Genomic DNA, 22,173 nt, shown 5'->3' with positions numbered 1-22,173 from the left:
GCAAACAGGGACTGACAATGAAAAAAATTGAAGCGATTATTAAACCGTTTAAACTGGATGATGTACGCGAAGCGCTTGCCGAGATTGGTATCACAGGGATGACTGTATCTGAAGTCAAAGGTTTTGGCCGTCAAAAAGGCCACACCGAACTTTACCGCGGTGCAGAGTACATGGTTGATTTCTTACCTAAAGTAAAACTTGATCTTATAGTGCAAGACGATGACGTTGATGCTTGTATCGACTCTATCGTTGAAACCGCTCACACGGGTAAAATTGGTGATGGTAAGATTTTTGTTACCGCTGTAGAACGTGTGATCCGTATTCGTACAGGTGAAGAAAACGAAGAAGCGATCTGATTATTATCAGTGAGATGGCTTGCTGAAATAGATATAATTTTTGAAAAGCACCGCGCATTTATGTTCGGTGCTTTTTTTTCGGCTGATATAGCATCTTGAAGTAACTTGGGTATATCTTTACTGATTGGATTAATAACACAGGTAAAATACAGCCTCAAGGGTGTCTCTGAGTTAGCATTTTGACGCGGTTTGGGTATAATCACTTCATTAACAGATCCGTTTATATTATTACATCTAAACAATCGCTCATATTTTAAGCACCCAGGACAATTACATGACTATGTCTACAGCTGAGATCCGCAATGCGTTTCTTGATTATTTTGCCAGTAAAGGGCACAACAAAGGAACAAGTAGCTCACTTGTTCCTGCTAATGATCCAACTTTGTTATTTACAAATGCGGGCATGAACCAATTTAAAGACGTATTCCTCGGTGCAGAACAACGTTCATATACACGTGCCACAACGTCGCAACGCTGTGTACGTGCTGGTGGTAAACACAATGACTTAGATAACGTAGGTTACACTGCGCGTCACCATACATTCTTTGAAATGTTAGGTAACTTCAGCTTTGGTGATTACTTTAAAGAAGATGCGATCTTATTTGCATGGGAATTCTTAACCGTTGTTCTGAAAATACCAAAAGACAAGTTACTTGTTACTGTGTATGAAAGTGATAATGAAGCATTTTCATTCTGGGCGAATAAAGTCGGCGTGCCAGAAGATAAAATTATTCGTATTGGCGATAAATCAGTAGAGAAAAAGTTTGAATCAGATAACTTCTGGTCAATGGGTGATACTGGCCCATGTGGTCCATGTTCTGAAATATTCTACGATCACGGCGAAGACATTCCAGGTGGCGTTCCTGGCTCTCCAGAAGAAGACGGTGACCGTTTTATTGAGATCTGGAACTTAGTGTTCATGCAGTTTAACCGTCAAGCTGACGGCACTATGGAAGAATTACCAAAACCATCGGTGGATACCGGTATGGGTCTTGAGCGTATTGCTGCAATTATGCAAAACGTACATTCAAACTACGAAATCGATATCTTCCAAAGCTTAATCAAGCATGTTGCAAAGATTATCGGTACTACAGATTTAGAAAATAAATCATTACGCGTCATTGCCGATCACATCCGTGCATGTAGCTTCCTGATCTCTGACGGTGTTATGCCATCAAACGAAGGTCGTGGTTATGTGCTGCGTCGTATTATCCGTCGTGCAGTCCGTCACGGTAATAAGCTTGGCGCTAAAGGTCCATTCTTCCACAAACTGGTTGCGAAAATGGTCGAACTCATGGGTGACATTTCAGACGATTTGGTAAATCAACAAGCAACTGTTGAAAAAATCTTACTTATCGAAGAAGAGCAGTTTGGTAAAACACTAGAGCGTGGTCTGAACATTTTAGACAACGAACTGTCACAACTAGACGGCAAAGTGGTTCCGGGTGATGTGGTATTCAAACTTTACGATACCTATGGTTTCCCATCGGATTTAACCGCTGATATTGCCCGTGAACGTGAGCTAACGATTGACGAAGACGGCTTTAAAGCCGCAATGGAAGCGCAACGTAATCGCGCACGTCAAGGTTCTAACTTTGGCACTGATTACAACGAGATGCTAAAAATTGATGCGAAAACTGAATTTTTGGGTTACCAAACGCTGACATCTGATGCACAAATCGTGGCATTAATTAAAGATAACGCTGAAGTTGAGCTGTTAAATGACGGTCAAGAAGGTGCGATTGTATTAAACAAAACACCATTCTACGCAGAAGCGGGTGGCCAATCTGGTGACCAAGGTGTGATCAAAATTGGTGATGTAGTATTTACGGTAACAGATACCAAGAAAGCGGGTAATGCAACTGTTCACTTCGGGTCAGTTTCGGGTGTGATCGAAGTAAATAGCCAAGTTATCGCCGATGTTGATGTAAGTCGTCGTAAAGCGATTGGCCTTAATCACTCTGTTACTCATTTAGCACACGCCGCATTACGTAAAGTTGTTGGTGATAATGTACAACAGAAAGGTTCATTAGTATTACCGGAACGTTTACGTTTTGACTTCTCACATTTTGAAGGGGTAACGCCTGCGCAACTGATTGAAGTTGAACGCCTTGTTAACGCTCAAATTCGTGCTAACCACGAAGTTGTAACGGAAGTCATGGACATTGATGCGGCGCGTGAAGCCGGTGCAATGGCGTTATTCGGTGAGAAATACGATGATGAAGTGCGTGTCGTACGCATGGGTGACTTCTCAATCGAACTATGTGGTGGTACGCATGTTAAACGTACTGGTGACATTGGTTTCTTCAAGATCTTATCTGAGAGCGGTATTGCCGCCGGTGTACGTCGTGTTGAAGCGGTAACTGGTGATTCTGCACTGGCTTATGTGCACGATCTGGTTGCTAAAATGCAAGACACTGCAAGCTTAGTGAAAGCGGACCAAAACACAGTTGTGGCAAAAGTGAGTCAAGTACTCGACCGTAACCGCAGCCTAGAAAAAGAAGTTGAGAAGTTAAACATACAAGTCGCCAGTGCAGCGAATGCTAACTTGATCGACCAGGTACAAGTGATTAACGGTGTTAAAATACTTGTTGCTAACCTAAAAGGTGCTGATCCTAAGTCGCTACGTAGCTCGATGGATGAACTGAAGAACAAACTGCAAAGCGGTATTATTGTGCTTGGTATTCCAGGCGAAGGTAAAGTTAACCTGATCACCGGTGTAACTAAAGACTTAATCGGTAAAGTGAAAGCGGGTGAGCTAGTCAGCTTCCTTGCTGTTCAAGTTGGTGGTAAAGGTGGCGGTCGTCCAGATATGGCGCAAGCGGGTGGTTCAAACCCGGAAGCATTACCAGCAGCACTTGAATCAGTGATGCCTTGGTTAACTGAAAAACTGTAATTAATTACTTTAATTACAAATAGTTAGTTAGCAATGATTAACGAGTCGTTAATGGTGGTTAACGAAGTTTAAATAAACAGTGTAATGACAAGAAGTAGACGGTACTACTTCTTGTTCTGAGCACAGGCGGTGATAAATTTAAAGGTTATTAAAGGAAGTTGTTGTGGCGTTGTATGTACAAAAATATGGGGGTACTTCAGTTGGTTCAATTGAGCGAATTGAAGCTGTTGCCCAGCGAGTGAAAAAATCTTGTGAACAGGGTAATCAAATAGTTGTGGTCGTGTCGGCAATGTCTGGTGAAACTAACCGTTTACTGGGTATGGCAAAAGCACTTGATGAGCACGCAGCTCGCAGAGAATTGGATGTATTAGTTTCAACTGGTGAACAGGTCACTATCGCGTTGTTAACCATCGCCCTGCAAAAAGCAGGGGTTGATGCGATATCAATGACGGGTGATCAGGTTCAAATGAAAACCGATAACAGCCATGGTAAGGCGCGCATCAAAACTGTTGAAACAGAAAACTTACAACGTCATCTAGATGCAGGTAAAGTGGTCGTAGTGGCAGGTTTCCAAGGTCGTGATGAAGATAATAATATCACGACGTTAGGGCGCGGCGGCTCGGACACTACCGCAGTTGCAATTGCAGCTGTGCTGAAAGCTGATGAATGTCAGATTTATACTGACGTTAATGGTGTCTATACCACCGACCCTCGGGTTGAACCGCGCGCACGGAAATTAGATCGCATCACGTTCGAAGAGATGCTTGAAATGGCGAGCTTAGGTGCCAAAGTATTACAAATTCGTGCGGTCGAATTTGCAGGGAAATACAATGTACCTTTACGTGTACTATCTTCATTTGAAGAGGGTGAAGGAACATTGATTACTTACGAGGACGTAAAAAAAATGGAATCAGCAATCATATCTGGCATTGCGTTTAACCGCGATGAAGCAAGTTTAACCATATCAGGTATTCCTGATGAACCTTTAGTCGCAGCCAATATCTTAACGCCAATTGGTGATGCTGGTATTGATGTCGACGTTATCGTTCAAAATGCACATAGTAAAGATGGCCTTGTTGATTTCACTTTTACTGTTCATCGTGACGATTACCAAGCCGCGAGAGTACTCTTGGAAAAGACTTGTGCAGAATTATCTGGAAAAGATGTGCAAGGTAACGATCGTATTGCTAAAATTTCAATAGTCGGTGTCGGTATGTGGAATCATCCAGGGGTCGCTAAAACAATGTTTGAAGTTTTAGGTAATGAAGGGATCAACATGCAGTTGATTTCGACCTCTGAAATTAAAATTTCAGTGATCGTTGACGAGCAACATTTAGAACTCGGTGTACGTGCATTGCACGCTGCATTCAACTTAGATGTGGCTTGAACTGAGTGAATTAACAACAAATTAAGTCTTATTATTCTTTTCTTGTTTTATATTGAAGCTTTTAATAGAATAATAAGCGGCTTAACAAAAATATAATGAATTAGTTGAGGAATAAATTAATGCTAATATTGACGCGCCGTGTTGGCGAAACGCTTATGATTGGTGATGAAGTTACTGTTACTGTTTTAGGTGTGAAAGGAAATCAAGTTCGTATCGGTGTTAATGCGCCTAAAGAAATATCTGTTCATCGTGAAGAGATCTACATGCGAATTCAAGCAGAAAAAGGCGAAAGCCCTGAAGGCAACTTCTAAAGTAGAATAATAAAATTATTACAGACTGGGTTTAGCGCTGCTAAGCCCTTTTTTTATCTGTTTTGACTATTTTGGGATTTTGCATTCTATTTTTGCTGTAATAGTAGTTCTGTTGTTTGAAACTTAAACAGTTACTCAAGTGCAGTTAATTAATATTTGACTTATTTTCCAGTGTCCGTATCATGAGCGCCAACAACACGGAGAGGTGGCCGAGTGGCCGAAGGCGCTCCCCTGCTAAGGGAGTATGGGCTTTAAATCCCATCGAGGGTTCGAATCCCTCCCTCTCCGCCATTGTTGTCCAGCGTCTATCACATGTTGAAAAATGTGTTATAGTGTTTTGGTCAGCTTTTTGGTCGTTGGAAGAAATAATTGTATGCGGATGTAGCTCAGCTGGATAGAGTACCTGGCTACGAACCAGGCGGTCGGAGGTTCGACTCCTCCCATCCGCACCATTTGTTCAAATCACAATTTAATTTTTATTGTTTAATTCGTTAAACGGTAAAATAAAACAAGTTATTAAAATAGAATATGTGCGGATGTAGCTCAGCTGGATAGAGTACCTGGCTACGAACCAGGCGGTCGGAGGTTCGACTCCTCCCATCCGCACCATTGGTTTTAACACAACGTTTGCTCGGCAAACAACAGAATAAATCATGTGCGGATGTAGCTCAGCTGGATAGAGTACCTGGCTACGAACCAGGCGGTCGGAGGTTCGACTCCTCCCATCCGCACCATTTGTTCAAATCACAATTTAATTTTTATTGTTTAATTCGTTAAACGGTAAAATAAAACAAGTTATTAAAATAGAATATGTGCGGATGTAGCTCAGCTGGATAGAGTACCTGGCTACGAACCAGGCGGTCGGAGGTTCGACTCCTCCCATCCGCACCATCTATTTTAAATATAATTTTTTGTGCGGATGTAGCTCAGCTGGATAGAGTACCTGGCTACGAACCAGGCGGTCGGAGGTTCGACTCCTCCCATCCGCACCATTTATTATATTATTATGAATTGTTCCGGTGTAAGTCTTTACATTGTCGATGTTTTTCATAATAATAGGGTTTGTGTGGAGAGGTGGCCGAGTGGCCGAAGGCGCTCCCCTGCTAAGGGAGTATGGGCTTTAAATCCCATCGAGAGTTCGAATCTCTCCCTCTCCGCCATTAACATAAAAAAACCGCGTAATAGCGGTTTTTTTATACCTGAAATTTACCTCATCAATTATTTTCACTTGCTATTATTGAGCTAGACTTAGAAAACACCCTGTTTTATTGGTCGGTCTATCATGCTTCAATTCACACTCACCATTCAAAAGTTCGCAGCGCCGCTTGGTCGCTTTCTAATGGGTATCTTATTCGTGCAAGCTGGATTAGGAAAGATATTTTCTTATGCGGGCACGGCTGACTATATGGTCGCCATGGGCGTTCCGGCTATATTGCTACCTTTGGTTATCATTACCGAGTTTGGTGGTGGTTTGGCGGTTATCCTAGGTTATCATACCCGGATAGCGGCTTTTGCCTTAGCGGGTTTTTGTGTATTGACTGCGGTGATATTCCATGTCGATTTTAGTGATACCATGCAGATGATCATGTTTTCCAAAAATATTGCGCTGGGTGGTGGTTTTTTAATCTTGGTTGCGCACGGGGCGGGGGCTTTTGCTTTGGATAATCGTAAAAAAGACAGTGCGGGTACGTAATGCCCCACTTAAGCGCGGGTTGCTAACTTGAGATGAAAGGCGCGAAACTATGGATTGTAAAGATTAATTCCGCGTTGGTGCTAAAATGGCCGTTAAATTTGCTCGTGCTGATGACTCTTTAACCAGTCTATTGTCAGCTGATTAAATGCCTCCGGTTGCTCTGTCATTACCCAGTGACGGGTATCAAACGCGACTACTTTATTGCCTGGAATTGCCGCTATTTTTTGTTCCCAATGTTGAGAATGGAACATACCCGGTTTATTTTTACCGTAAACAAACAGCAGCGGACAAGTGATGTCGATGGGCAGATTTCCTAACGGACGTCCTGTGAGTGTATGACTCCATTTCCAGTAGTAGGAATAGGTCATCGCTGAGGTGATGCTCGCAGGATCGCCAGGTGCATTTAATGCCTTCGCCATCTTACGAGTCATCTTATCACCGATGGACCCTCCTATTTTCCAAGCTGCTGCCAGCCACATTTGATAGGCAAACATAAAGGCTTTAGCTTTGTTGGAGAGCACATGGTCGGGAGAACCTGCATCGCCGATATCAATACTGATAATTTTACTTACTTTAGATTTATTACGCATATAATATTGGAAACCGAAAAAACTGCCCCAGTCATGTATCAACAAGGTCACTGGTTTTCCCGCTCCCACTTGACTGACAACAGCATCAATAGTCTTAATTATATCTTCAAGATCATAATACTTACGTGGTTTATCGGTAGCGTAACCAGGCAGGGTAAAGCGCACACAACGGTAAGTGTCTTTTAATGCGGCAACCTGAGCATCCCATATTCGATAAGTATCTGGCCAACCATGGATCATCACAATCGTTTCTTTTCCTGTGCCTTCTATCAGCACATCAACATCACCAATACTGAGTTTTTCAGTCATAGTTATTCCTTATTATTGCAATGTTATCAGTTGCAATATTTAGTTGGGTAAATAAGATAGAGTAATTACTCTATTCTTATTTTGACCTCAGATCTATGCTTCTTCACTTAGATTGCGAACTGGTTCCAATTTTATTATGTTTAAATGTAAGATCATGCTTGTATGATTAAATAAGCATTTTATAGCGGACTATCGACTTTGTGCATCTAATTGAGGTGGAATTAGGTAGCAGTTAAGAGTTGGGCTGCTTTGAATACGGTAGTTATTGAGTTAAAAATATCATCAAGCTGAAAAATGCGATCAGGGTTGTCGTGCCGCCAATAATATAGAGAAAGCCCTTTTTACCTTGTTGGATGGTCCTGTCATTGTATTGCAGGAAAGCAAACCATAAGATGCTTAGCAGTAAAGGCAATAGAAAAAATTTAAACATAAGTTCCTCAATGTCGTGATTTATTACTGTTTATTGAATTATATAGAGGCTAAACTGTCCTACCTCTTTTAATGAAACGGTTAATATTGGCATTTTTGTTAGATATTAAATGTGTCGTTAAGGCCATTAAGCCATGATATTAACATGCCTAACTTTGATTATACGTCGAACTTAAATATATAGTGTGACTTAATGCTCTTGCTGGACATGCTGTGAGTGAGTGAATGAATTTAGAGGATTAAATGGGTCTTTGGTTATTATTTTTTAGTAGTTTTACGTCAGCGACCATTTTACCTGGAAGTTCGGAAATATTATTAACCGCGATGCTGGTTGAAGGTTCATGGTCATATTGGCAACTTTTTGTGATGGCCACCAGTGGCAATGTTTTAGGATCTATCCTCACTTTTTATATGGGGTATTTCATTCATGCAAAAAAACCAATCGATTTTTCAGTCAATAAGCACTACCAGCGTGTGCATGATGTGATCCAGCGTTGGGGTTGGAGTAGTTTATTATTTAGTTGGTTGCCTATTATTGGTGATATCTTTTGTTTATTAGCGGGTTGGCTACGTGTAAATCCGCTGCTTGCTTTTATCGCTATCACGTTTGGTAAATCAATTCGTTATGCCATTTTGATCTGGTTTATGAGTGCAGTTAGCTAATGACTTTAATATATATATTTAATTTTAAACGGACGGGGAATGTTTGATGCGTGTTAATGCTTTTTATAGTGCGGTAGTGCTGAGCTCTGCAATAATGCTGCTGAGTGGGTGTTCATTATTAGATAAAGATACTGATGTCGCGGCATTACCAGCAGGCATCACCCTTGTTGATAAGCAAGATAAAACACCGGGTAGCTTGTTAATTCCTTATGAAAAATATCTGTTAAGCAATGGTCTTACGGTTATTTTACATGAAGATAATTCCGATCCTTTGACTTATATTGATATGACCTACCATGTTGGCTCGGCACGTGAAGAACTGGGAAAATCAGGATTTGCACATTTTTTCGAGCATATGATGTTCCAAGGCAGCAAAAATGTTGGCGATCAGCAACATTTTAAAATCGTCAATGAAGCTGGCGGGTCGATGAATGGCAGTACCAATCAAGACCGGACTAATTATTATCAAACCGTGCCGGCGAATCAATTAGAAAAGATGCTCTGGCTAGAAGCCGATCGCATGGGGTTTTTATTAGATGCGGTTGACCAGCGTAAGTTTGAAATTCAACGTGCAACCGTTAAGAACGAGCGCTCACAACGTGTTGATAATCGCCCTTATGGTTTACTTGGCGAACGCGTTGGTGAAGCTTTATACCCACGAGATCACCCTTACTCTTGGCAACCGATTGGTTATGTTGAAGATTTGGACCGTGTTGATGTAAATGATTTAAAACAGTTTTTCTTACGTTGGTATGGCCCAAACAACGCCACATTAACGGTCGCGGGTAAATTTGATAAAACAGATACCTTAGCCTGGGTGAATAAATATTTTGCCAGTATACCTAAAGGTCCGGAGGTGAAAGACGTCGTTCCTGTGCCAGTGAGTCTGGATCGCGATCGTTATATCACCTTAGAAGATAACGTACCTCAGCCAATGCTGTATATTAGCTACCCAACGGTATATATGGGGCATGAAGATGAAGCACCACTGGATTTATTTGCCTACGCGCTGGGCGGTGGTAAAAACTCGGTGTTATATAAAGCTCTGGTCGAAACGGGCTATGCCACCAGTGTAGCGGCCTATCACAGTTGCAGTGAACTGAGCTGTACCTTTGATATCTATACTCAGCCTAATCCGGCCAAAGGCATGGCACTTGCTCCCCTGCTAGATAAGATCAATGCATCGATTAAGATGTTAGCAGAACAAGGTATTGCTGACTCTGAAGTGACCCGCTTGCGTTCGATTATTGAAAGCTCAACGATATTTGGTATGCAGAGCGTAGCAGGTAAAGCCAAGGAACTGGCGTTAGGGGAAACCTTAATGAATGATCCTAATTATTTAACCAAAGGGTTGTCGGTTTTTAAGCATATGCGTGCTGAAGAAGGGGTGGCTGGGTACCAGAAATACCTCGAAAACAAGCCGAAAGTAATTATGAGTGTGGTACCAAAAGGGCAATTACAATATATCGCTCACGAACCGACATTCACTCCTGCGCCGCGAAATATAGATAAGCTCACGCTGCCGTCAGCTGAAATACTTGCTGAGCGTATTACCCAAGATAACTTTGATCGCTCGGTTATGCCAAAGGTGGGGAGCAACCCACAGCAAACATTACCGACGTTATGGCGTCAATCACTTGCGAATGACATTCAAGTACTTGGTACGGTATACGATGAAACCCCAACCGTGAGTATACAGATCAACTTGAAAGGCGGGCGCCGTGTTGAAAGCTTAGATAAGCTAGGTATTGCTAAGTTAACGGCGGCGATGATGAATCAATCTACCGCGTTACATAGTTCGGCAGAACTCAATGATCAGCTGCAATCATTAGGCAGTAGTATTAACTTCTCAGCAGGCTTGTATGGTACGACTATCAGTGTAAATAGTTTATCTAAAAACTTGCCCGCAACACTGGCTATATTAGAAGAAAAATTATTTAACCCCGGTTTTATTGATGCTGATTTCACCCGTATTAAAGCACAATCAAGACAGGCATCATTACAAAATCAACAACGTGTGGGTTGGTTAGGGCAGTTAGCGACGCAGCGTATCTTGTACGGTGAAGAACGTGTTACTGGTAACCCATCTTCGGGTACGTTAAAAAACCAAGCAACGTTGACCCCCGATGATGTACTTGCTTATTATCAGCAGTATTATAATTTGGCAGCAGCGAAAATCGTAGTGGTTGGTGATGTCAGTGAAGTGGCGATAACGAAGTTGTTAGGTTTCTTACAACAAGGCGCGCGATTACCTGCCGTGACTTATCCTGCCCTGGCAAAAGCACCGCTATGGCAACCAAATACCTTGTATATTGTGGATAAGCCCGATGCAGTACAATCGGTAATTAAAGTCGTATCACCAGCAATCTCTTATGATGTAACTGGGGATTTCTTTAAAGCCAACCTGATGAACTTTAATCTAGGCGGTAATTTTAATAGCCGCTTAAATCAGAACTTGCGTGAAGATAAAGGGTATACATACGGCGCCAGTACCGGATTTTATGCTGATCGTGAATTCGGCTATTTCTCTGCTTCGGCAGATGTTCGGGCAGAAGTGACTGGTGATGCCATTAAAGAAACACTAATAGAATTAAAAAATTATACCGAACATGGTATTACAGATTCTGAGTTAGCTTATATGAAGAGTGCAATATCACAACAAGAAGCACTGTCTTATGAAACGCCTGCACAGAAGTCTAACTTCTTAATGCAGCTGTTGTTATTGGACTTATCTCCGGATTTTGTTGAGCAGCAAGCTGCTATTATTCAAGCCATGGATAAGTCTGAAATTCAGGCATTGGCAAAGACTTACTTATCTAGCGATAAATTTTCTGTTATTGTGGTCGGTGATCGTCAGTTGATTGAAAAACAGGTTCAAGACTTTGGTTTAAATATTCAAATTTTTGATCTGTTAGATAAATAATAGACTTGAAATTAACCTTAAAAATTGCCTCACAGATCGCGCAATTTTTAAGGTGCTACTTTTATATAGTTCATTGGTGGATTTAATTTGAACGTTACATTTGAATCTCTGATTTCAAAATTATCAGAGCCAAGCAATATACAGTCCTTAAACGGTATTACTCGTGGCATAGAACGAGAGTGTTTACGCGTCAATGAAGCAGGGGATTTATCTCAGAATGACCACCCTGCAGCGTTTGGTTCGGCATTAAGTCATCAGCACATTACCACAGACTATTCTGAAAGCTTACTCGAATTTATTACCCCGGTTAGCGATAGCGCCGCGACAGCCCAGCAGCAGTTGAGTGATATTCATCGTCACGTAGTAAAAAACCTTGATGGAGAGCTATTCTGGCCGTCAAGCATGCCGTGTCAGGTTAATGATGTAGATGCAATCCCATTAGCTAAATACGGTACCTCAAATACCGGGAAAATGAAGCACACTTACCGCATCGGTTTAAAGCACCGTTATGGCAGTAGTATGCAAATCATTTCTGGTCTGCATTATAATGTGTCATTGCCTGTTCCATTTTGGCAAACGCTTTATGATCTAAAAGGTGAAACCGGCGAACTGCAAGATTTCATTTCTCATAGTTATATGGGATTGATCCGTAATTTTTACCGCTTTGGTTGGTTAGTACCTTATTTATTTGGTGCGTCGCCAGCATTAAACCGTTCATTCTTGCCGGTAGAAAAGCAAACGCCATTTTCATCTCTGGGTGAAGATACGTTATATATGCCGTATGCCACATCATTGCGCATGAGTGATTTAGGTTATACCAATAATGCCCAAGACGAACTGGTTATTTGCCATAATACCTTAGATAACTATACCGACAGTTTGCAAAAAGCGATTAAAACCAAGGCGCCAGAGTTTGCCAATATTGGTATTAAAGTTGATGGGGAATATCGTCAGCTTAATGACAATGTTCTGCAGATTGAAAACGAACTGTACGCACCGATCCGACCTAAGCGTGTGGCTAAACTCAATGAAAAACCTTCGGAAGCATTAGCGGCTCGGGGTATTGAGTATATTGAGATCCGTTCTTTGGATATTAACCCATTTACCGCAACGGGTATTACGACAGCACAAATGTCGGTATTAGACAGTCTGATCGTTTGGATGGCACTACAACCTTCAGCGCCGATGACGGCTGATGAAATGGCGGTATGTCGTGATAACAGTACCAAAGTGGTGATGAAAGGGCGTAAACCAGGCTTAACATTAGAATTAAAAGGTAAACAGCAGGTACTTACCGATATTGCTAGCGATGTATTAGCGCAAGTGCAACAAGTTGCCCAGTTATTAGATGGTGCGCAACTTGCCACCGATACTGCAGCGAGTAATTTTGCTGACGCGGTGAGTGAACAGCAAGCGCTGATCTGTGATCCGCAAGCGCTGCTGTCCGGCCAAGTTCTGACTATAATGAAAGAACAGGGTTTAGAGCATAATGATTTTATTTTAAACTTGGCCAATAAGTATAAAGCAGAATTATTAGCAACGGATTATGGACATTGGGATGATGTTTACTTTGCGCAGATGCAGCAGCAGTCGGTTGCCCAACAACAGCAGATTGAAGCTGCTGATACGCTTGATTTTGATGCGTTTTTAAATGCATACTTTTCAGAGGCTAAAAAATAGCTAAAAAAAAGAGCCTTAATAAGGCTCCAAAAAATGAAAAAACAACTCTTGCAATGAATCAGACTACAGGATGAAGCTATGGTTCATAAATAATTGTAAAAGTTGTGCAATAGATAAAAAAAAGGAACCTTAATAAGGCTCCCAAAAAATGAAAAAACAACTCTTGCACTTAATCTGACGTCAGCATTAAGCAATGGTTCATAAAATTATTATTTGTTTATTAAATTATTTCAACGGAGTGTTAATAATGCCATTACTGGATAGTTTTACGGTTGACCATACCATCATGAATGCACCTGCAGTACGTATCGCTAAGACCATGGCGACGCCAAGCAAAGATACCATCACTGTCTTTGACCTGCGTTTTTGTGTACCAAATAAAGATATTTTAAGTGAAAAGGGTATTCATACCTTAGAACATCTTTATGCTGGATTTATGCGTGACCACCTTAATTCTGCAACGGTAGAAATTATTGATCTTTCACCAATGGGCTGTCGTACTGGTTTTTACATGAGTTTGATTGGCGCCCCGACTGAGCTACAAGTTGCTGATGCTTGGTTAGCGGCGATGCAAGATGTGTTGACGGTTAAAGATCAAAAATCGATCCCTGAGTTAAACGAATATCAATGTGGTACTTACCACATGCATTCGTTAGATGAAGCAAAACAAATTGCACAGGCTATTATTACTGCTGGTATTGGCGTGAATAAAAATGATGATTTACTGCTGGCGGATGAAATTTTAAATAAATTATAATATTGACCAGCGCATCTAAATAAGCAATAACAGTAGAGGCGACGGTTGAGTCGTCTTGTTTATCATCGTTATCTGTTAATGAACCATATTACACGCGTTAATCATAGAGAGTATTGGGTCTCGAGGAGGGTTTATGAAAGCAAGACAGTTGGTTAATAAAAAAGCTTATTTGGTGGTGTTGTTTAGCTTAGTCTTAACAGCATGCTCCACGGTTAAAGTCAGTACGGATTACGATCAAAGTGCTGATTTCACCGCGCTAAAAGGCTTTAATTGGTTACCTGAGTCGGCACAAGTTGAGAAAGAAAATTCTTATCTGAATAATCGTATTATGGATGTGCGTATAACTAAGACTATTGATAAACAATTGGTCGCTCAAGGTTTTAAATTTTCGACTGCCGCTGATTTTTATGTCAATTACAGTATTACCTCGGAAAAGAAAACCGATATTCGCCGCTACGATAATTATTCCGGTTACGGACCAAGTTGGGGGTGGGGGGTTGGTTATGGGCACCGAGGCATGTCACTGAGCGCGCACACCGAAACCCGTATTGATGAATACCAGCAAGGTAGTCTCGTTATCGATGTGATTGACCCAACAAGCTTAGAGCTAATTTGGCGAGGCATAGGGAGTAAACGTCTACCTGAGTCGACAGACGCGGCTGAAATGGATAAGTTAGTTGCGGATGTGGTGAAAAGTATCTTAAGTAAATTCCCACCTAAAGCGTCAAAATAGCCACACTAGGGGCTATCGCAATACGTTACTGGGTATGGTTGAAATAAATTGGTATTACACAAATAAAAATGAGCAACCGATGGCTGCTCATTTTTTATAACATCAAAATAGTGTCTGACTATTGGTGCTTATTTTTGGTTTTCACGCGCGATGGCACGGTAACCAATATCGGTACGGTAGAAAGCCCCTTCCCAACTGATTTGTGCCGCCAGTTTATAGGCATTTTCTTGCGCTTCAGTCACTGTGTTACCCAGTGCAGTTACACAAAGAACACGACCACCGTTAGTGACAATGTTGTCACCTTGCAGTGCCGTACCAGCGTGGAATACTTTGCTTTCTGTGGAGTCAGCTGTCGGTAGACCGGTAATAATGTCGCCTTTTGCGTAATCAGCAGGGTAACCGCCAGCCGCAATGACCACACCAACTGCAGCTCGTTCGTCATAATCTGCAGTCACAGTATCAAGTTTACCTGCAACCGCAGCAAGACAAAGCTCAACAAGATCAGATTTTAAACGCATCATGATAGGTTGTGTTTCTGGATCACCAAAGCGACAGTTATATTCTAATACTTTCGCGGTACCATCTGGTGCAATCATCAGACCTGCATAAAGGAAACCAGTGTAAGTATTGCCTTCCGCTTTCATGCCATCAACCGTCGGGCGAATAACTTCATTCATTGCAAAGTCATGCACCGCTTGTGTTACCACTGGTGCTGGTGAGTAAGCACCCATACCACCCGTGTTTGGACCTTTATCGCCATTGTCACGCGCTTTATGATCTTGGCTGGTTGCTAGTGCCAGAATATTCTCGCCATCAACCATCACAATGAAGCTTGCTTCTTCACCGATTAAAAATTCTTCGATAACAACACGGGCACCGGCCTCGCCAAATTTGTTACCTTCAAGCATGTCATCAATTGCTGAAAATGCTTGTGCTTCAGTTTCAGCGATGATCACGCCTTTACCTGCGGCTAGGCCGTCAGCTTTAATTACAATTGGGCAACCCATTTCACTTACATACGCTTTTGCAGGTGCGATTTCAGTGAAGTTTTGGTATGCCGCGGTTGGAATGTTATGACGTGCAAAGAAATCTTTCGAAAATGCTTTTGAACCTTCTAGCTGCGCAGCACCTTGGGTAGGGCCAAAGATAGCTAAACCTTCGGCTTGGAACGCATCAACAACGCCAAGTACTAATGGTACTTCAGGGCCAACAATGGTTAGTTCAATGCTGTGTTCTTGTGCGAATGCAACCAATGCTGGAATATCTTCAACTTGGATTGGTACATTTTTACATTTGTTTTCTAGCGAAGAACCAATATTACCAGGTGCGATAAATACCGTTTCAACATGTTTAGACTGAGCCGCTTTCCAACCTAGGGCGTGTTCACGACCACCGCCACCAATAATTAATACGTTCATAATGCTGTTATTCCTTTTACTTTATGCGCTAATCTTGGCGGTACTCGACGATACTTAGCAAGATTTATAATTGAATGAGAGCAGTACAATAAGAGCGGGGTGTGTCACCACTCTTATTGTATGTTTAGCTTATGTGCTTAGTGACGGAAGTGACGCATGCCGGTGAAGACCATGGTCATTCCGTGTTCGTTAGCCGCATCGATAATTTCATTATCACGGATTGAACCACCGGGTTGGATCACACATTTAATACCCGCCGCTGCTGCAGCATCAATGCCGTCACGGAATGGGAAGAATGCATCTGATGCCATGACTGAACCTTCAACGACTAGACCTTCGTCAGCCGCTTTAATACTAGCTACTTTGGCACTGTAAACGCGGCTCATTTGGCCTGCGCCAACACCGACCGTAACGCCATCTTTTGCGTAAACAATCGCGTTTGATTTAACGAACTTAGCTACTTTCCAACAGAAGAGTAGGTCAGTGAGTTCTTGTTCCGTCGGTTGACGTTCAGATACAACCGTTAGGTCGTCTAGGCCGACCATGCCACGGTCACGATCTTGGACTAAGATACCGCCGTTAACACGTTTAATATCGAACTCGCCGTTTTTAGCTGTCCATTTACCACATTCAAGTAAACGTACATTTTTCTTGCTTGCCACGATCACGCTTGCTTCGGCGCTAACTGATGGCGCAATGATCACTTCGGTGAATTGACGGTCAACGATTGCTTGTGCAGTGACTGCGTCAAGTTCACGGTTGAAAGCAATGATGCCACCGAATGCAGACGTTGGGTCGGTTTTAAATGCACGGTCGTAAGCACTTAGGATATTTTCACCAATCGCAACACCACATGGGTTCGCGTGTTTTACAATCACACAGGCTGGTGCATCGAATTCTTTAACACATTCGAGTGCCGCGTCTGTATCGGCGATGTTGTTATAAGATAATGCTTTACCTTGTAGCTGTGTTGCTGTTGCAACAGATGCTTCAATGGTATGTTTTTCAACATAGAATGCAGCTTTTTGGTGGCTGTTTTCACCATAACGCATATCTTGTTTTTTGATGAACTGAGCGTTGAATGTGCGTGGGAATTTAGATTCTTCATCACCTTCAGTGTTGTCGCCATAACTCGGAACCATAGTACCGAAGTAGTTTGCGATCATGCCATCATAAGCAGCGGTGTGCTCAAATGCTGTAATAGCAAGGTCGAAACGGGTTTTATGAGTCAGTGAGGTATTGTTTGCAGACATTTCACTTAATACGCGGTCATAATCGCTCGCGTTAACGATGATAGTCACGTCTTTGTGGTTTTTAGCTGCAGAGCGAACCATTGTTGGACCACCGATGTCGATATTCTCAACGGCGTCAGCAAGGCTGCAATCTGGATTGGCAACAGTGTGGGCAAATGGGTAAAGGTTAACAACTACAATATCAATCGGGTTGATACCGTGCTCTGACATTACTTCAACATCAAGATCACGACGGCCAAGAATGCCACCATGTATTTTAGGATGCAGTGTTTTAACACGACCATCCATCATTTCTGGATACCCTGTATAGTCAGAAACTTCTATTACTGGGATGTCATTTTCAGCTAATAATTTAGCTGTCCCGCCAGTAGATAATAATTCGACGCCTTGTTCTACTAGGCCGCGAGAAAATTCTACAATACCTGTTTTATCAGACACACTGATAAGTGCACGGCGAATAGGTCGAGCGTTGTCCATTTTACGATTACCTCAAAGTACATTTATAGAAGGATGTTTTCGGAAAAGGTCGGCTGGGCCTTTTACGGAAACATCCTGCACTATATCCCTTCTATACCGACTAACTTGACGAAGCAATGTGCTTGTTAAAGTGTTTTCGATATATAACGTACCGCTGATGGGGGGCATTCTAACTGAAAATTAATTAATTGTGTCGAATTTTTCATAAAAAATTTACGAACAGTATTTTTATACTTTGAATTTAACTTCGTTAGTACAATCAATCTATAAACGCAGTGAAACCAAGCAATACAGTCAGTGCAATCGAGCTATATTTATGGATTGTAATTTGATGATAATGCGTTATAGACCTTCGCTATTACATTGTTATGTTAACGCTTTTTATTTTTACGCCAAATTTTACTTTCTTCGCCGCGCAGCAAACGCATGATATTGTCGTAGTGACGTAAAATAATAAGGCAAGATAACATGGCGACAGGTAGGGTATATTGGGCTTTGAATATTAAGGTATAAATAGGGGCGAAGAGGGCGGTAAAAATAGCCGCAGCGGAAGAATATCCTGTGACTGCTAAGGATAATAACCAGCTAGCGACAATCGATGCGCCCAAATCAAATCCAATCGTCAGCAGTGCGCCAAATGCGGTTGCCACCCCTTTACCACCTTGAAAATGGAAAAAAATGGGATAAATATGACCAAGACAGGCTGCTATGGCAATCAGCCCGAGATAAAAGGGGGTCATATTAAAATACCAAGCTACCCAAACCGGTAATGCGCCTTTGAGCATATCAAAAAATAACACTAAACCAGCGGCCACTTTATTTCCTGACCGTAATACGTTAGTCGCGCCGGGATTCAATGAGCCGTATTTCCGAGGATCAGGTAAGCGAAAAAGGCGGCAAATCAGAATTGCTGAAGAAATAGAACCTAGCAGATAGGCGGAAATGATAAAGATTAAGCTCAATAGGGTCATTACTGATTAATTCTTCTCTAGGTTTGCTGTATTATTGCATTATTATATCGATTAATAAATTGCGTACTGCCATACCGCTTACAATTATGCAGTTTATTTTGGATATAAATAAAAATTGAGAAACCTATCATACGCGTTTTTTATTCGCTAGGGTATCCGACCTCTATCAAGTTTATTACGGACGAGTTCATGGACATTGTATTTATTGAAAAATTGGAAGTTTTTACTACGATCGGTGTATATGATTGGGAAAAAGAGATCATTCAACGATTAGTCTTTGATTTAAAAATGGGCCACGATAATCGCCCTTCAGCACTGACTGATGATATTACTAAGGCGCTGGATTATTCAGCTGTGGCTAAATTAGTCACAGATTTTGCACAAAACAATATTTTTGAGTTAGTCGAAACAATGGCTGAGCAAGTGGCTGAGCTATTAATGACGACATTTGGTATCCCTTGGATCAGCTTAAAACTCAGTAAACCGGGTGCGGTGGCGAATGCTGCGACTGTCGGTGTGTATATTGAACGCGGTCAGCGTGATGGAACGTTAGCGTAATGGCCTTAGTGTATATCGGCATCGGTAGTAACATTGATAAAGAATATCATGTTGCGAATGCGCTGCAAGATCTGGATAAACGGTTTGATGATTGTCGTGTTTCACCAATTTTTGAAAGTGCTGCGGTTAATTGCACCGGTGATAATTATTACAATTTAGTGATGGAATTGACCACATCGTTATCTATTCACGAATTAATGCAGTGTTTAAAAGATCTTGAGATCATACATGGACGTAAAGCCACTGATCGTCGTTATGCACCGAGAACGTTAGATCTGGATCTCTTGTTATTCGATAATATCATCCAATCTGCCCCCCCAGTTTTACCGCGCCCTGAAATTCTTTATCACGCTTTTGTGCTATGGCCTCTCTCCGAGCTCGCCCCCGATTTACGCCATCCGGTGTCTGGATTATCCATGGCTGAATTATGGCGTGATTTTGACAAGTCAACACAGGTATTAAGATTAGCCGAGTGGCAATGGCCGAAAATAACTGAGCTAGCTTAATTATGTTCATTGTTAATCGCTTATCAGTAAGGTTAATATGACTGATAAGCATTAACCTTGCTTAAACTAATTTATTTTAATTATCACAATAAAGGAAATATGAATGAGTACGTTGGAAGTGATCGTTTTGGCATTAATTCAGGGGTTAACTGAATTTTTACCGGTATCAAGTTCTGCTCACCTTATCTTACCGTCGCAATTATTAGGCTGGGAAGATCAAGGTCTTGCTTTTGATGTAGCTGTACACATAGGTACATTATTAGCGGTACTTATTTATTTCCGTGACGAAGTCGGCACGATGGCCGTTGCTTGGGTACACTCAGTATGTAAACAACAACACAGTAAAGACAGTCAGTTGGCATGGTGTATTTTATTAGCAACCATTCCTGCGGCCTTCTTTGGCTTCTTTGGTAAAGATTTTATTGAGTTATATCTACGCAGTATCACTGTGATAGCCACGACAACGATCATCTTTGGCTTGTTACTATGGTGGGCGGATGCCAATGCGACGCAGATAAAAGACGAGTACAAAACCGGTTGGAAAGGTGCATTAATCATAGGTTTTGCGCAAATGTTAGCACTGATCCCAGGGACATCTCGTTCGGGCGTGACCATTACGGCGGGTTTGATGTTAGGACTGAGCCGTAGTGCCGCGGCGCGTTTTTCATTCTTAATGTCGATTCCGATTATCGCCATGGCGGGTGGTTATTTAACACTGAAATTAGTACTGTATGGTGATGTGGTAGAAACCTTGCAAGCGGGGGAGATCATTACCACTATTCGCGCTGTTGATTGGTTTGCGATGGGCTTAGGTATTGTTATTTCTTTCTTTAGTGCGGTTGCTTGTATTCATGTATTTTTGAAAACCCTTGAAAAAGTGGGTATGTTACCGTTTGTTATCTACCGTCTACTATTAGGCGCTGGTCTGTTCTATTTAATCTATACCCAAGCGCTGTAGCTCGCTAATGAATTAAATTAGTCGGCAATGCATAAGAAAAAGGCTGTTACCTGATGGAGGACAGCCTTTTTTGATCCGGCGTTTTGAGTGTGGCTGTTTAGCTAGATTGTAATGCGGTTAATGTGCTAATACGTTGCGCGGTTAACTGCTGCTTGATCTCTGCTCCACGGAAGCCGGCGGCAATGATAGGTTGTACAGCGACATCACAAGCCGCATTCAGCATTTTCATCAGGTATTGGGTCGGTTTATATTCATCGACTAATTTACTGACTTGGCTGCTTGAACAGGTCAACAATATTTGCTGAAAACGTTCGGGTTTACGCCATGCATCGGTCTTGTCGAATAGTCTGATAATATCGACGGGTGTTAAAGACCGCGCGTTATGAATATTTTCTTGTTGTGCACTGACTTGCAGTGCTAAATCCCGATGTTCATTCGGTACTTTACAGCGTTTGGCGAGTGCTTTAATACTGATTTGGTTGTTATCTAGCTGCTGCATTAAAGCCGCAAAACGGACTGCTAAATCAGTCGATAGTGATGCTGATTGTTTTAGCTGGGTTAAGGCTTGCTGGCCGATACTGGTGCTGTCATCCTCGTTAGTATCGTTATTCTCTACAGCTAAGTTAAAGAGCGCATCGAGCTCTGGTAGAATAACGGCCAATGCGCCTATCTCTCTGAGTACTTGAAAAAATACGTCTGGATTATCAGCGGATAAGGTTTTTTCTACTTCTTGCCATACGCGCTCTGGGGTTAATTCGGCAAGATCACCCGCTTGTGTCATCGCTTGCATCAATGTCAGTGTTTCTTTGGCAATGGTAAAACCAAGCTGATGAAAACGCGCGGCAAAACGGGCAACCCGCAAAACGCGTAATGGATCCTCACTGAAGCTTTCAGAGATATGACGCAGTAATCGATTATCTAAATCAGCGCGCGCATTGAGCGGATCGATAACTTGGCCGTTCATATCTTCGACCATGGCATTAATGGTCAAATCTCGACGTACTAGGTCTTGTTCTAGGGTGACATCTGGCGCAGCATAACAAGTGAAACCGGTATAACCTGAACCGCTTTTGCGTTCGGTACGTGCCAGTGCATATTCTTGTTTACTGCTGGGGTGTAAAAATACCGGAAAATCTTTACCGACTTGCTGGTAACCTTGCGCAAGCATTTCTGCAGGCGTTGCACCCACCACAACAAAATCTTTATCTTTTACTGGTAGAGATAATAACTTGTCACGAACCGCGCCGCCGACTAAATATATTTGCACTAAACAACCCCTGTTACTTTACTTTAATAATGGCTTGA

The 22,173-nt window shown here is 42.0% G+C and carries 19 protein-coding genes and 7 tRNA genes; 20 read left to right on the top strand and 6 right to left on the bottom strand.

What is annotated here, in order from left to right; genetic code table 11:
- Positions 1-17: 17 nt before the first annotated feature.
- The 12 genes from glnB (at position 18) to MORIYA_RS11560 (ending at position 6,643) form a co-directional block, all read left to right on the top strand.
- Positions 18-356, top strand: a complete 339-nt coding sequence (glnB, locus tag MORIYA_RS11615; RefSeq protein ID WP_006033375.1) for a nitrogen regulatory protein P-II — start codon at positions 18-20, stop codon at positions 354-356.
- A gap of 274 nt (positions 357-630) precedes the next feature.
- Positions 631-3,252 carry an alanine--tRNA ligase gene (gene alaS, locus MORIYA_RS11610; RefSeq protein WP_112715346.1) on the top strand — a complete coding sequence of 874 codons (2,622 nt, stop codon included), beginning with the start codon at positions 631-633 and terminating at the stop codon, positions 3,250-3,252.
- A gap of 163 nt (positions 3,253-3,415) precedes the next feature.
- Positions 3,416-4,639, top strand: a complete 1,224-nt coding sequence (locus MORIYA_RS11605) for an aspartate kinase (RefSeq protein ID WP_112715344.1) — start codon at positions 3,416-3,418, stop codon at positions 4,637-4,639.
- 119 nt (positions 4,640-4,758) lie between these two features.
- Positions 4,759-4,950, top strand: coding sequence for a carbon storage regulator CsrA (csrA, locus tag MORIYA_RS11600; protein WP_112715342.1), 192 nt, complete (start codon positions 4,759-4,761; stop codon positions 4,948-4,950).
- Positions 4,951-5,149: 199 nt separating this feature from the next.
- Positions 5,150-5,241: transfer RNA gene (locus tag MORIYA_RS11595), tRNA-Ser, on the top strand.
- Between the two features lie 84 nt (positions 5,242-5,325).
- Positions 5,326-5,402: transfer RNA gene (locus tag MORIYA_RS11590), tRNA-Arg, on the top strand.
- An 80-nt stretch (positions 5,403-5,482) separates the two neighbouring features.
- Positions 5,483-5,559, top strand: a tRNA-Arg gene (locus tag MORIYA_RS11585).
- Positions 5,560-5,607: 48 nt separating this feature from the next.
- Positions 5,608-5,684, top strand: a tRNA-Arg gene (locus tag MORIYA_RS11580).
- A gap of 80 nt (positions 5,685-5,764) precedes the next feature.
- Positions 5,765-5,841, top strand: a tRNA-Arg gene (locus MORIYA_RS11575).
- Positions 5,842-5,865: 24 nt separating this feature from the next.
- Positions 5,866-5,942, top strand: a tRNA-Arg gene (locus tag MORIYA_RS11570).
- Positions 5,943-6,018: 76 nt separating this feature from the next.
- Positions 6,019-6,110, top strand: a tRNA-Ser gene (locus MORIYA_RS11565).
- Positions 6,111-6,232: 122 nt separating this feature from the next.
- Positions 6,233-6,643, top strand: coding sequence for a DoxX family protein (locus MORIYA_RS11560; RefSeq protein ID WP_112715340.1), 411 nt, complete (start codon positions 6,233-6,235; stop codon positions 6,641-6,643).
- A gap of 92 nt (positions 6,644-6,735) precedes the next feature.
- Here the strand turns inward: MORIYA_RS11560 and MORIYA_RS11555 are convergent, their stop codons facing one another.
- Complete coding sequence (locus tag MORIYA_RS11555) at positions 6,736-7,542, bottom strand: alpha/beta fold hydrolase (protein ID WP_112715338.1); 807 nt, start codon at positions 7,540-7,542, stop codon at positions 6,736-6,738.
- A gap of 262 nt (positions 7,543-7,804) precedes the next feature.
- Positions 7,805-7,972, bottom strand: coding sequence for a hypothetical protein (locus MORIYA_RS20940; RefSeq protein WP_174216927.1), 168 nt, complete (start codon positions 7,970-7,972; stop codon positions 7,805-7,807).
- A gap of 242 nt (positions 7,973-8,214) precedes the next feature.
- Between MORIYA_RS20940 and MORIYA_RS11550 the strand changes: the two genes are divergently transcribed.
- The 5 genes from MORIYA_RS11550 (at position 8,215) to MORIYA_RS11530 (ending at position 14,727) form a co-directional block, all read left to right on the top strand.
- Complete coding sequence (locus MORIYA_RS11550; RefSeq protein ID WP_112715336.1) at positions 8,215-8,634, top strand: YqaA family protein; 420 nt, start codon at positions 8,215-8,217, stop codon at positions 8,632-8,634.
- 46 nt (positions 8,635-8,680) lie between these two features.
- Positions 8,681-11,557: a M16 family metallopeptidase gene (locus tag MORIYA_RS11545; RefSeq protein WP_112715334.1), complete on the top strand. Its 2,877-nt coding sequence runs from the start codon at positions 8,681-8,683 to the stop codon at positions 11,555-11,557.
- An 87-nt stretch (positions 11,558-11,644) separates the two neighbouring features.
- Positions 11,645-13,237 carry a glutamate--cysteine ligase gene (gshA, locus tag MORIYA_RS11540; RefSeq protein WP_112715332.1) on the top strand — a complete coding sequence of 531 codons (1,593 nt, stop codon included), beginning with the start codon at positions 11,645-11,647 and terminating at the stop codon, positions 13,235-13,237.
- A 247-nt stretch (positions 13,238-13,484) separates the two neighbouring features.
- Entirely contained in the window at positions 13,485-13,994 is a 510-nt protein-coding gene (gene luxS / locus MORIYA_RS11535; RefSeq protein ID WP_112715330.1) for an S-ribosylhomocysteine lyase, read from the top strand.
- A gap of 133 nt (positions 13,995-14,127) precedes the next feature.
- Entirely contained in the window at positions 14,128-14,727 is a 600-nt protein-coding gene (locus MORIYA_RS11530) for a DUF4136 domain-containing protein (protein WP_112715328.1), read from the top strand.
- A 128-nt stretch (positions 14,728-14,855) separates the two neighbouring features.
- On the opposite strand, the gene purD is transcribed toward MORIYA_RS11530, so the two are convergent.
- The 3 genes from purD to plsY all read right to left on the bottom strand — a co-directional run bounded on the left by purD (position 14,856) and on the right by plsY (position 18,846).
- Positions 14,856-16,145, bottom strand: coding sequence for a phosphoribosylamine--glycine ligase (gene purD, locus MORIYA_RS11525; protein ID WP_112715326.1), 1,290 nt, complete (start codon positions 16,143-16,145; stop codon positions 14,856-14,858).
- A gap of 137 nt (positions 16,146-16,282) precedes the next feature.
- Positions 16,283-17,875 carry a bifunctional phosphoribosylaminoimidazolecarboxamide formyltransferase/IMP cyclohydrolase gene (gene purH / locus MORIYA_RS11520; RefSeq protein WP_112715324.1) on the bottom strand — a complete coding sequence of 531 codons (1,593 nt, stop codon included), beginning with the start codon at positions 17,873-17,875 and terminating at the stop codon, positions 16,283-16,285.
- Between the two features lie 371 nt (positions 17,876-18,246).
- Complete coding sequence (gene plsY / locus MORIYA_RS11515) at positions 18,247-18,846, bottom strand: glycerol-3-phosphate 1-O-acyltransferase PlsY (protein ID WP_112715322.1); 600 nt, start codon at positions 18,844-18,846, stop codon at positions 18,247-18,249.
- A 189-nt stretch (positions 18,847-19,035) separates the two neighbouring features.
- Here plsY and folB point away from each other — a divergent pair, with 189 nt between their 5' ends.
- The 3 genes from folB to MORIYA_RS11500 all read left to right on the top strand — a co-directional run bounded on the left by folB (position 19,036) and on the right by MORIYA_RS11500 (position 20,868).
- Positions 19,036-19,404, top strand: coding sequence for a dihydroneopterin aldolase (folB, locus tag MORIYA_RS11510; protein WP_006033361.1), 369 nt, complete (start codon positions 19,036-19,038; stop codon positions 19,402-19,404).
- Positions 19,404-19,910, top strand: a complete 507-nt coding sequence (folK, locus tag MORIYA_RS11505; protein ID WP_112715320.1) for a 2-amino-4-hydroxy-6-hydroxymethyldihydropteridine diphosphokinase — start codon at positions 19,404-19,406, stop codon at positions 19,908-19,910. The genes folB and folK overlap by 1 nt, the downstream gene beginning before the upstream one ends.
- Before the next feature lie 103 nt (positions 19,911-20,013).
- Positions 20,014-20,868: an undecaprenyl-diphosphate phosphatase gene (locus MORIYA_RS11500; RefSeq protein ID WP_112715318.1), complete on the top strand. Its 855-nt coding sequence runs from the start codon at positions 20,014-20,016 to the stop codon at positions 20,866-20,868.
- Between the two features lie 97 nt (positions 20,869-20,965).
- Here MORIYA_RS11500 and MORIYA_RS11495 read toward each other — a convergent pair whose 3' ends face one another.
- A complete protein-coding gene (locus MORIYA_RS11495; RefSeq protein ID WP_112715316.1) occupies positions 20,966-22,135 on the bottom strand; it encodes a multifunctional CCA addition/repair protein in 1,170 nt (389 codons plus the stop codon).
- Positions 22,136-22,173: the final 38 nt, after the last annotated feature.

The sequence above is a fragment of the Moritella yayanosii genome, assembly GCF_900465055.1.
GTDB classification, from domain to species: Bacteria; Pseudomonadota; Gammaproteobacteria; order Enterobacterales; family Moritellaceae; genus Moritella; species Moritella yayanosii.
The sequence above is the reverse complement of the archived record's forward strand: the minus strand, read 5'-3'. Positions and strand labels throughout refer to the sequence as shown.

Excerpts from the sequence above, each read along its gene's own strand:
- glnB (WP_006033375.1), top strand. The coding sequence starts at position 18 with ATGAAAAAAATTGAAGCGATTATTAAACCGTTTAAACTGGATGATGTA.
- alaS (WP_112715346.1), top strand. The coding sequence starts at position 631 with ATGACTATGTCTACAGCTGAGATCCGCAATGCGTTTCTTGATTATTTT.
- plsY (WP_112715322.1), bottom strand. The coding sequence starts at position 18,846 with ATGACCCTATTGAGCTTAATCTTTATCATTTCCGCCTATCTGCTAGGT.
- MORIYA_RS11555 (WP_112715338.1), bottom strand. The coding sequence starts at position 7,542 with ATGACTGAAAAACTCAGTATTGGTGATGTTGATGTGCTGATAGAAGGC.
- purD (WP_112715326.1), bottom strand. The coding sequence starts at position 16,145 with ATGAACGTATTAATTATTGGTGGCGGTGGTCGTGAACACGCCCTAGGT.
- folB (WP_006033361.1), top strand. The coding sequence starts at position 19,036 with ATGGACATTGTATTTATTGAAAAATTGGAAGTTTTTACTACGATCGGT.
- folK (WP_112715320.1), top strand. The coding sequence starts at position 19,404 with ATGGCCTTAGTGTATATCGGCATCGGTAGTAACATTGATAAAGAATAT.
- MORIYA_RS11500 (WP_112715318.1), top strand. The coding sequence starts at position 20,014 with ATGAGTACGTTGGAAGTGATCGTTTTGGCATTAATTCAGGGGTTAACT.
- MORIYA_RS11550 (WP_112715336.1), top strand. The coding sequence starts at position 8,215 with ATGGGTCTTTGGTTATTATTTTTTAGTAGTTTTACGTCAGCGACCATT.
- MORIYA_RS11560 (WP_112715340.1), top strand. The coding sequence starts at position 6,233 with ATGCTTCAATTCACACTCACCATTCAAAAGTTCGCAGCGCCGCTTGGT.
- MORIYA_RS11545 (WP_112715334.1), top strand. The coding sequence starts at position 8,681 with ATGCGTGTTAATGCTTTTTATAGTGCGGTAGTGCTGAGCTCTGCAATA.
- MORIYA_RS11530 (WP_112715328.1), top strand. The coding sequence starts at position 14,128 with ATGAAAGCAAGACAGTTGGTTAATAAAAAAGCTTATTTGGTGGTGTTG.
- csrA (WP_112715342.1), top strand. The coding sequence starts at position 4,759 with ATGCTAATATTGACGCGCCGTGTTGGCGAAACGCTTATGATTGGTGAT.
- purH (WP_112715324.1), bottom strand. The coding sequence starts at position 17,875 with ATGGACAACGCTCGACCTATTCGCCGTGCACTTATCAGTGTGTCTGAT.
- luxS (WP_112715330.1), top strand. The coding sequence starts at position 13,485 with ATGCCATTACTGGATAGTTTTACGGTTGACCATACCATCATGAATGCA.
- MORIYA_RS20940 (WP_174216927.1), bottom strand. The coding sequence starts at position 7,972 with ATGTTTAAATTTTTTCTATTGCCTTTACTGCTAAGCATCTTATGGTTT.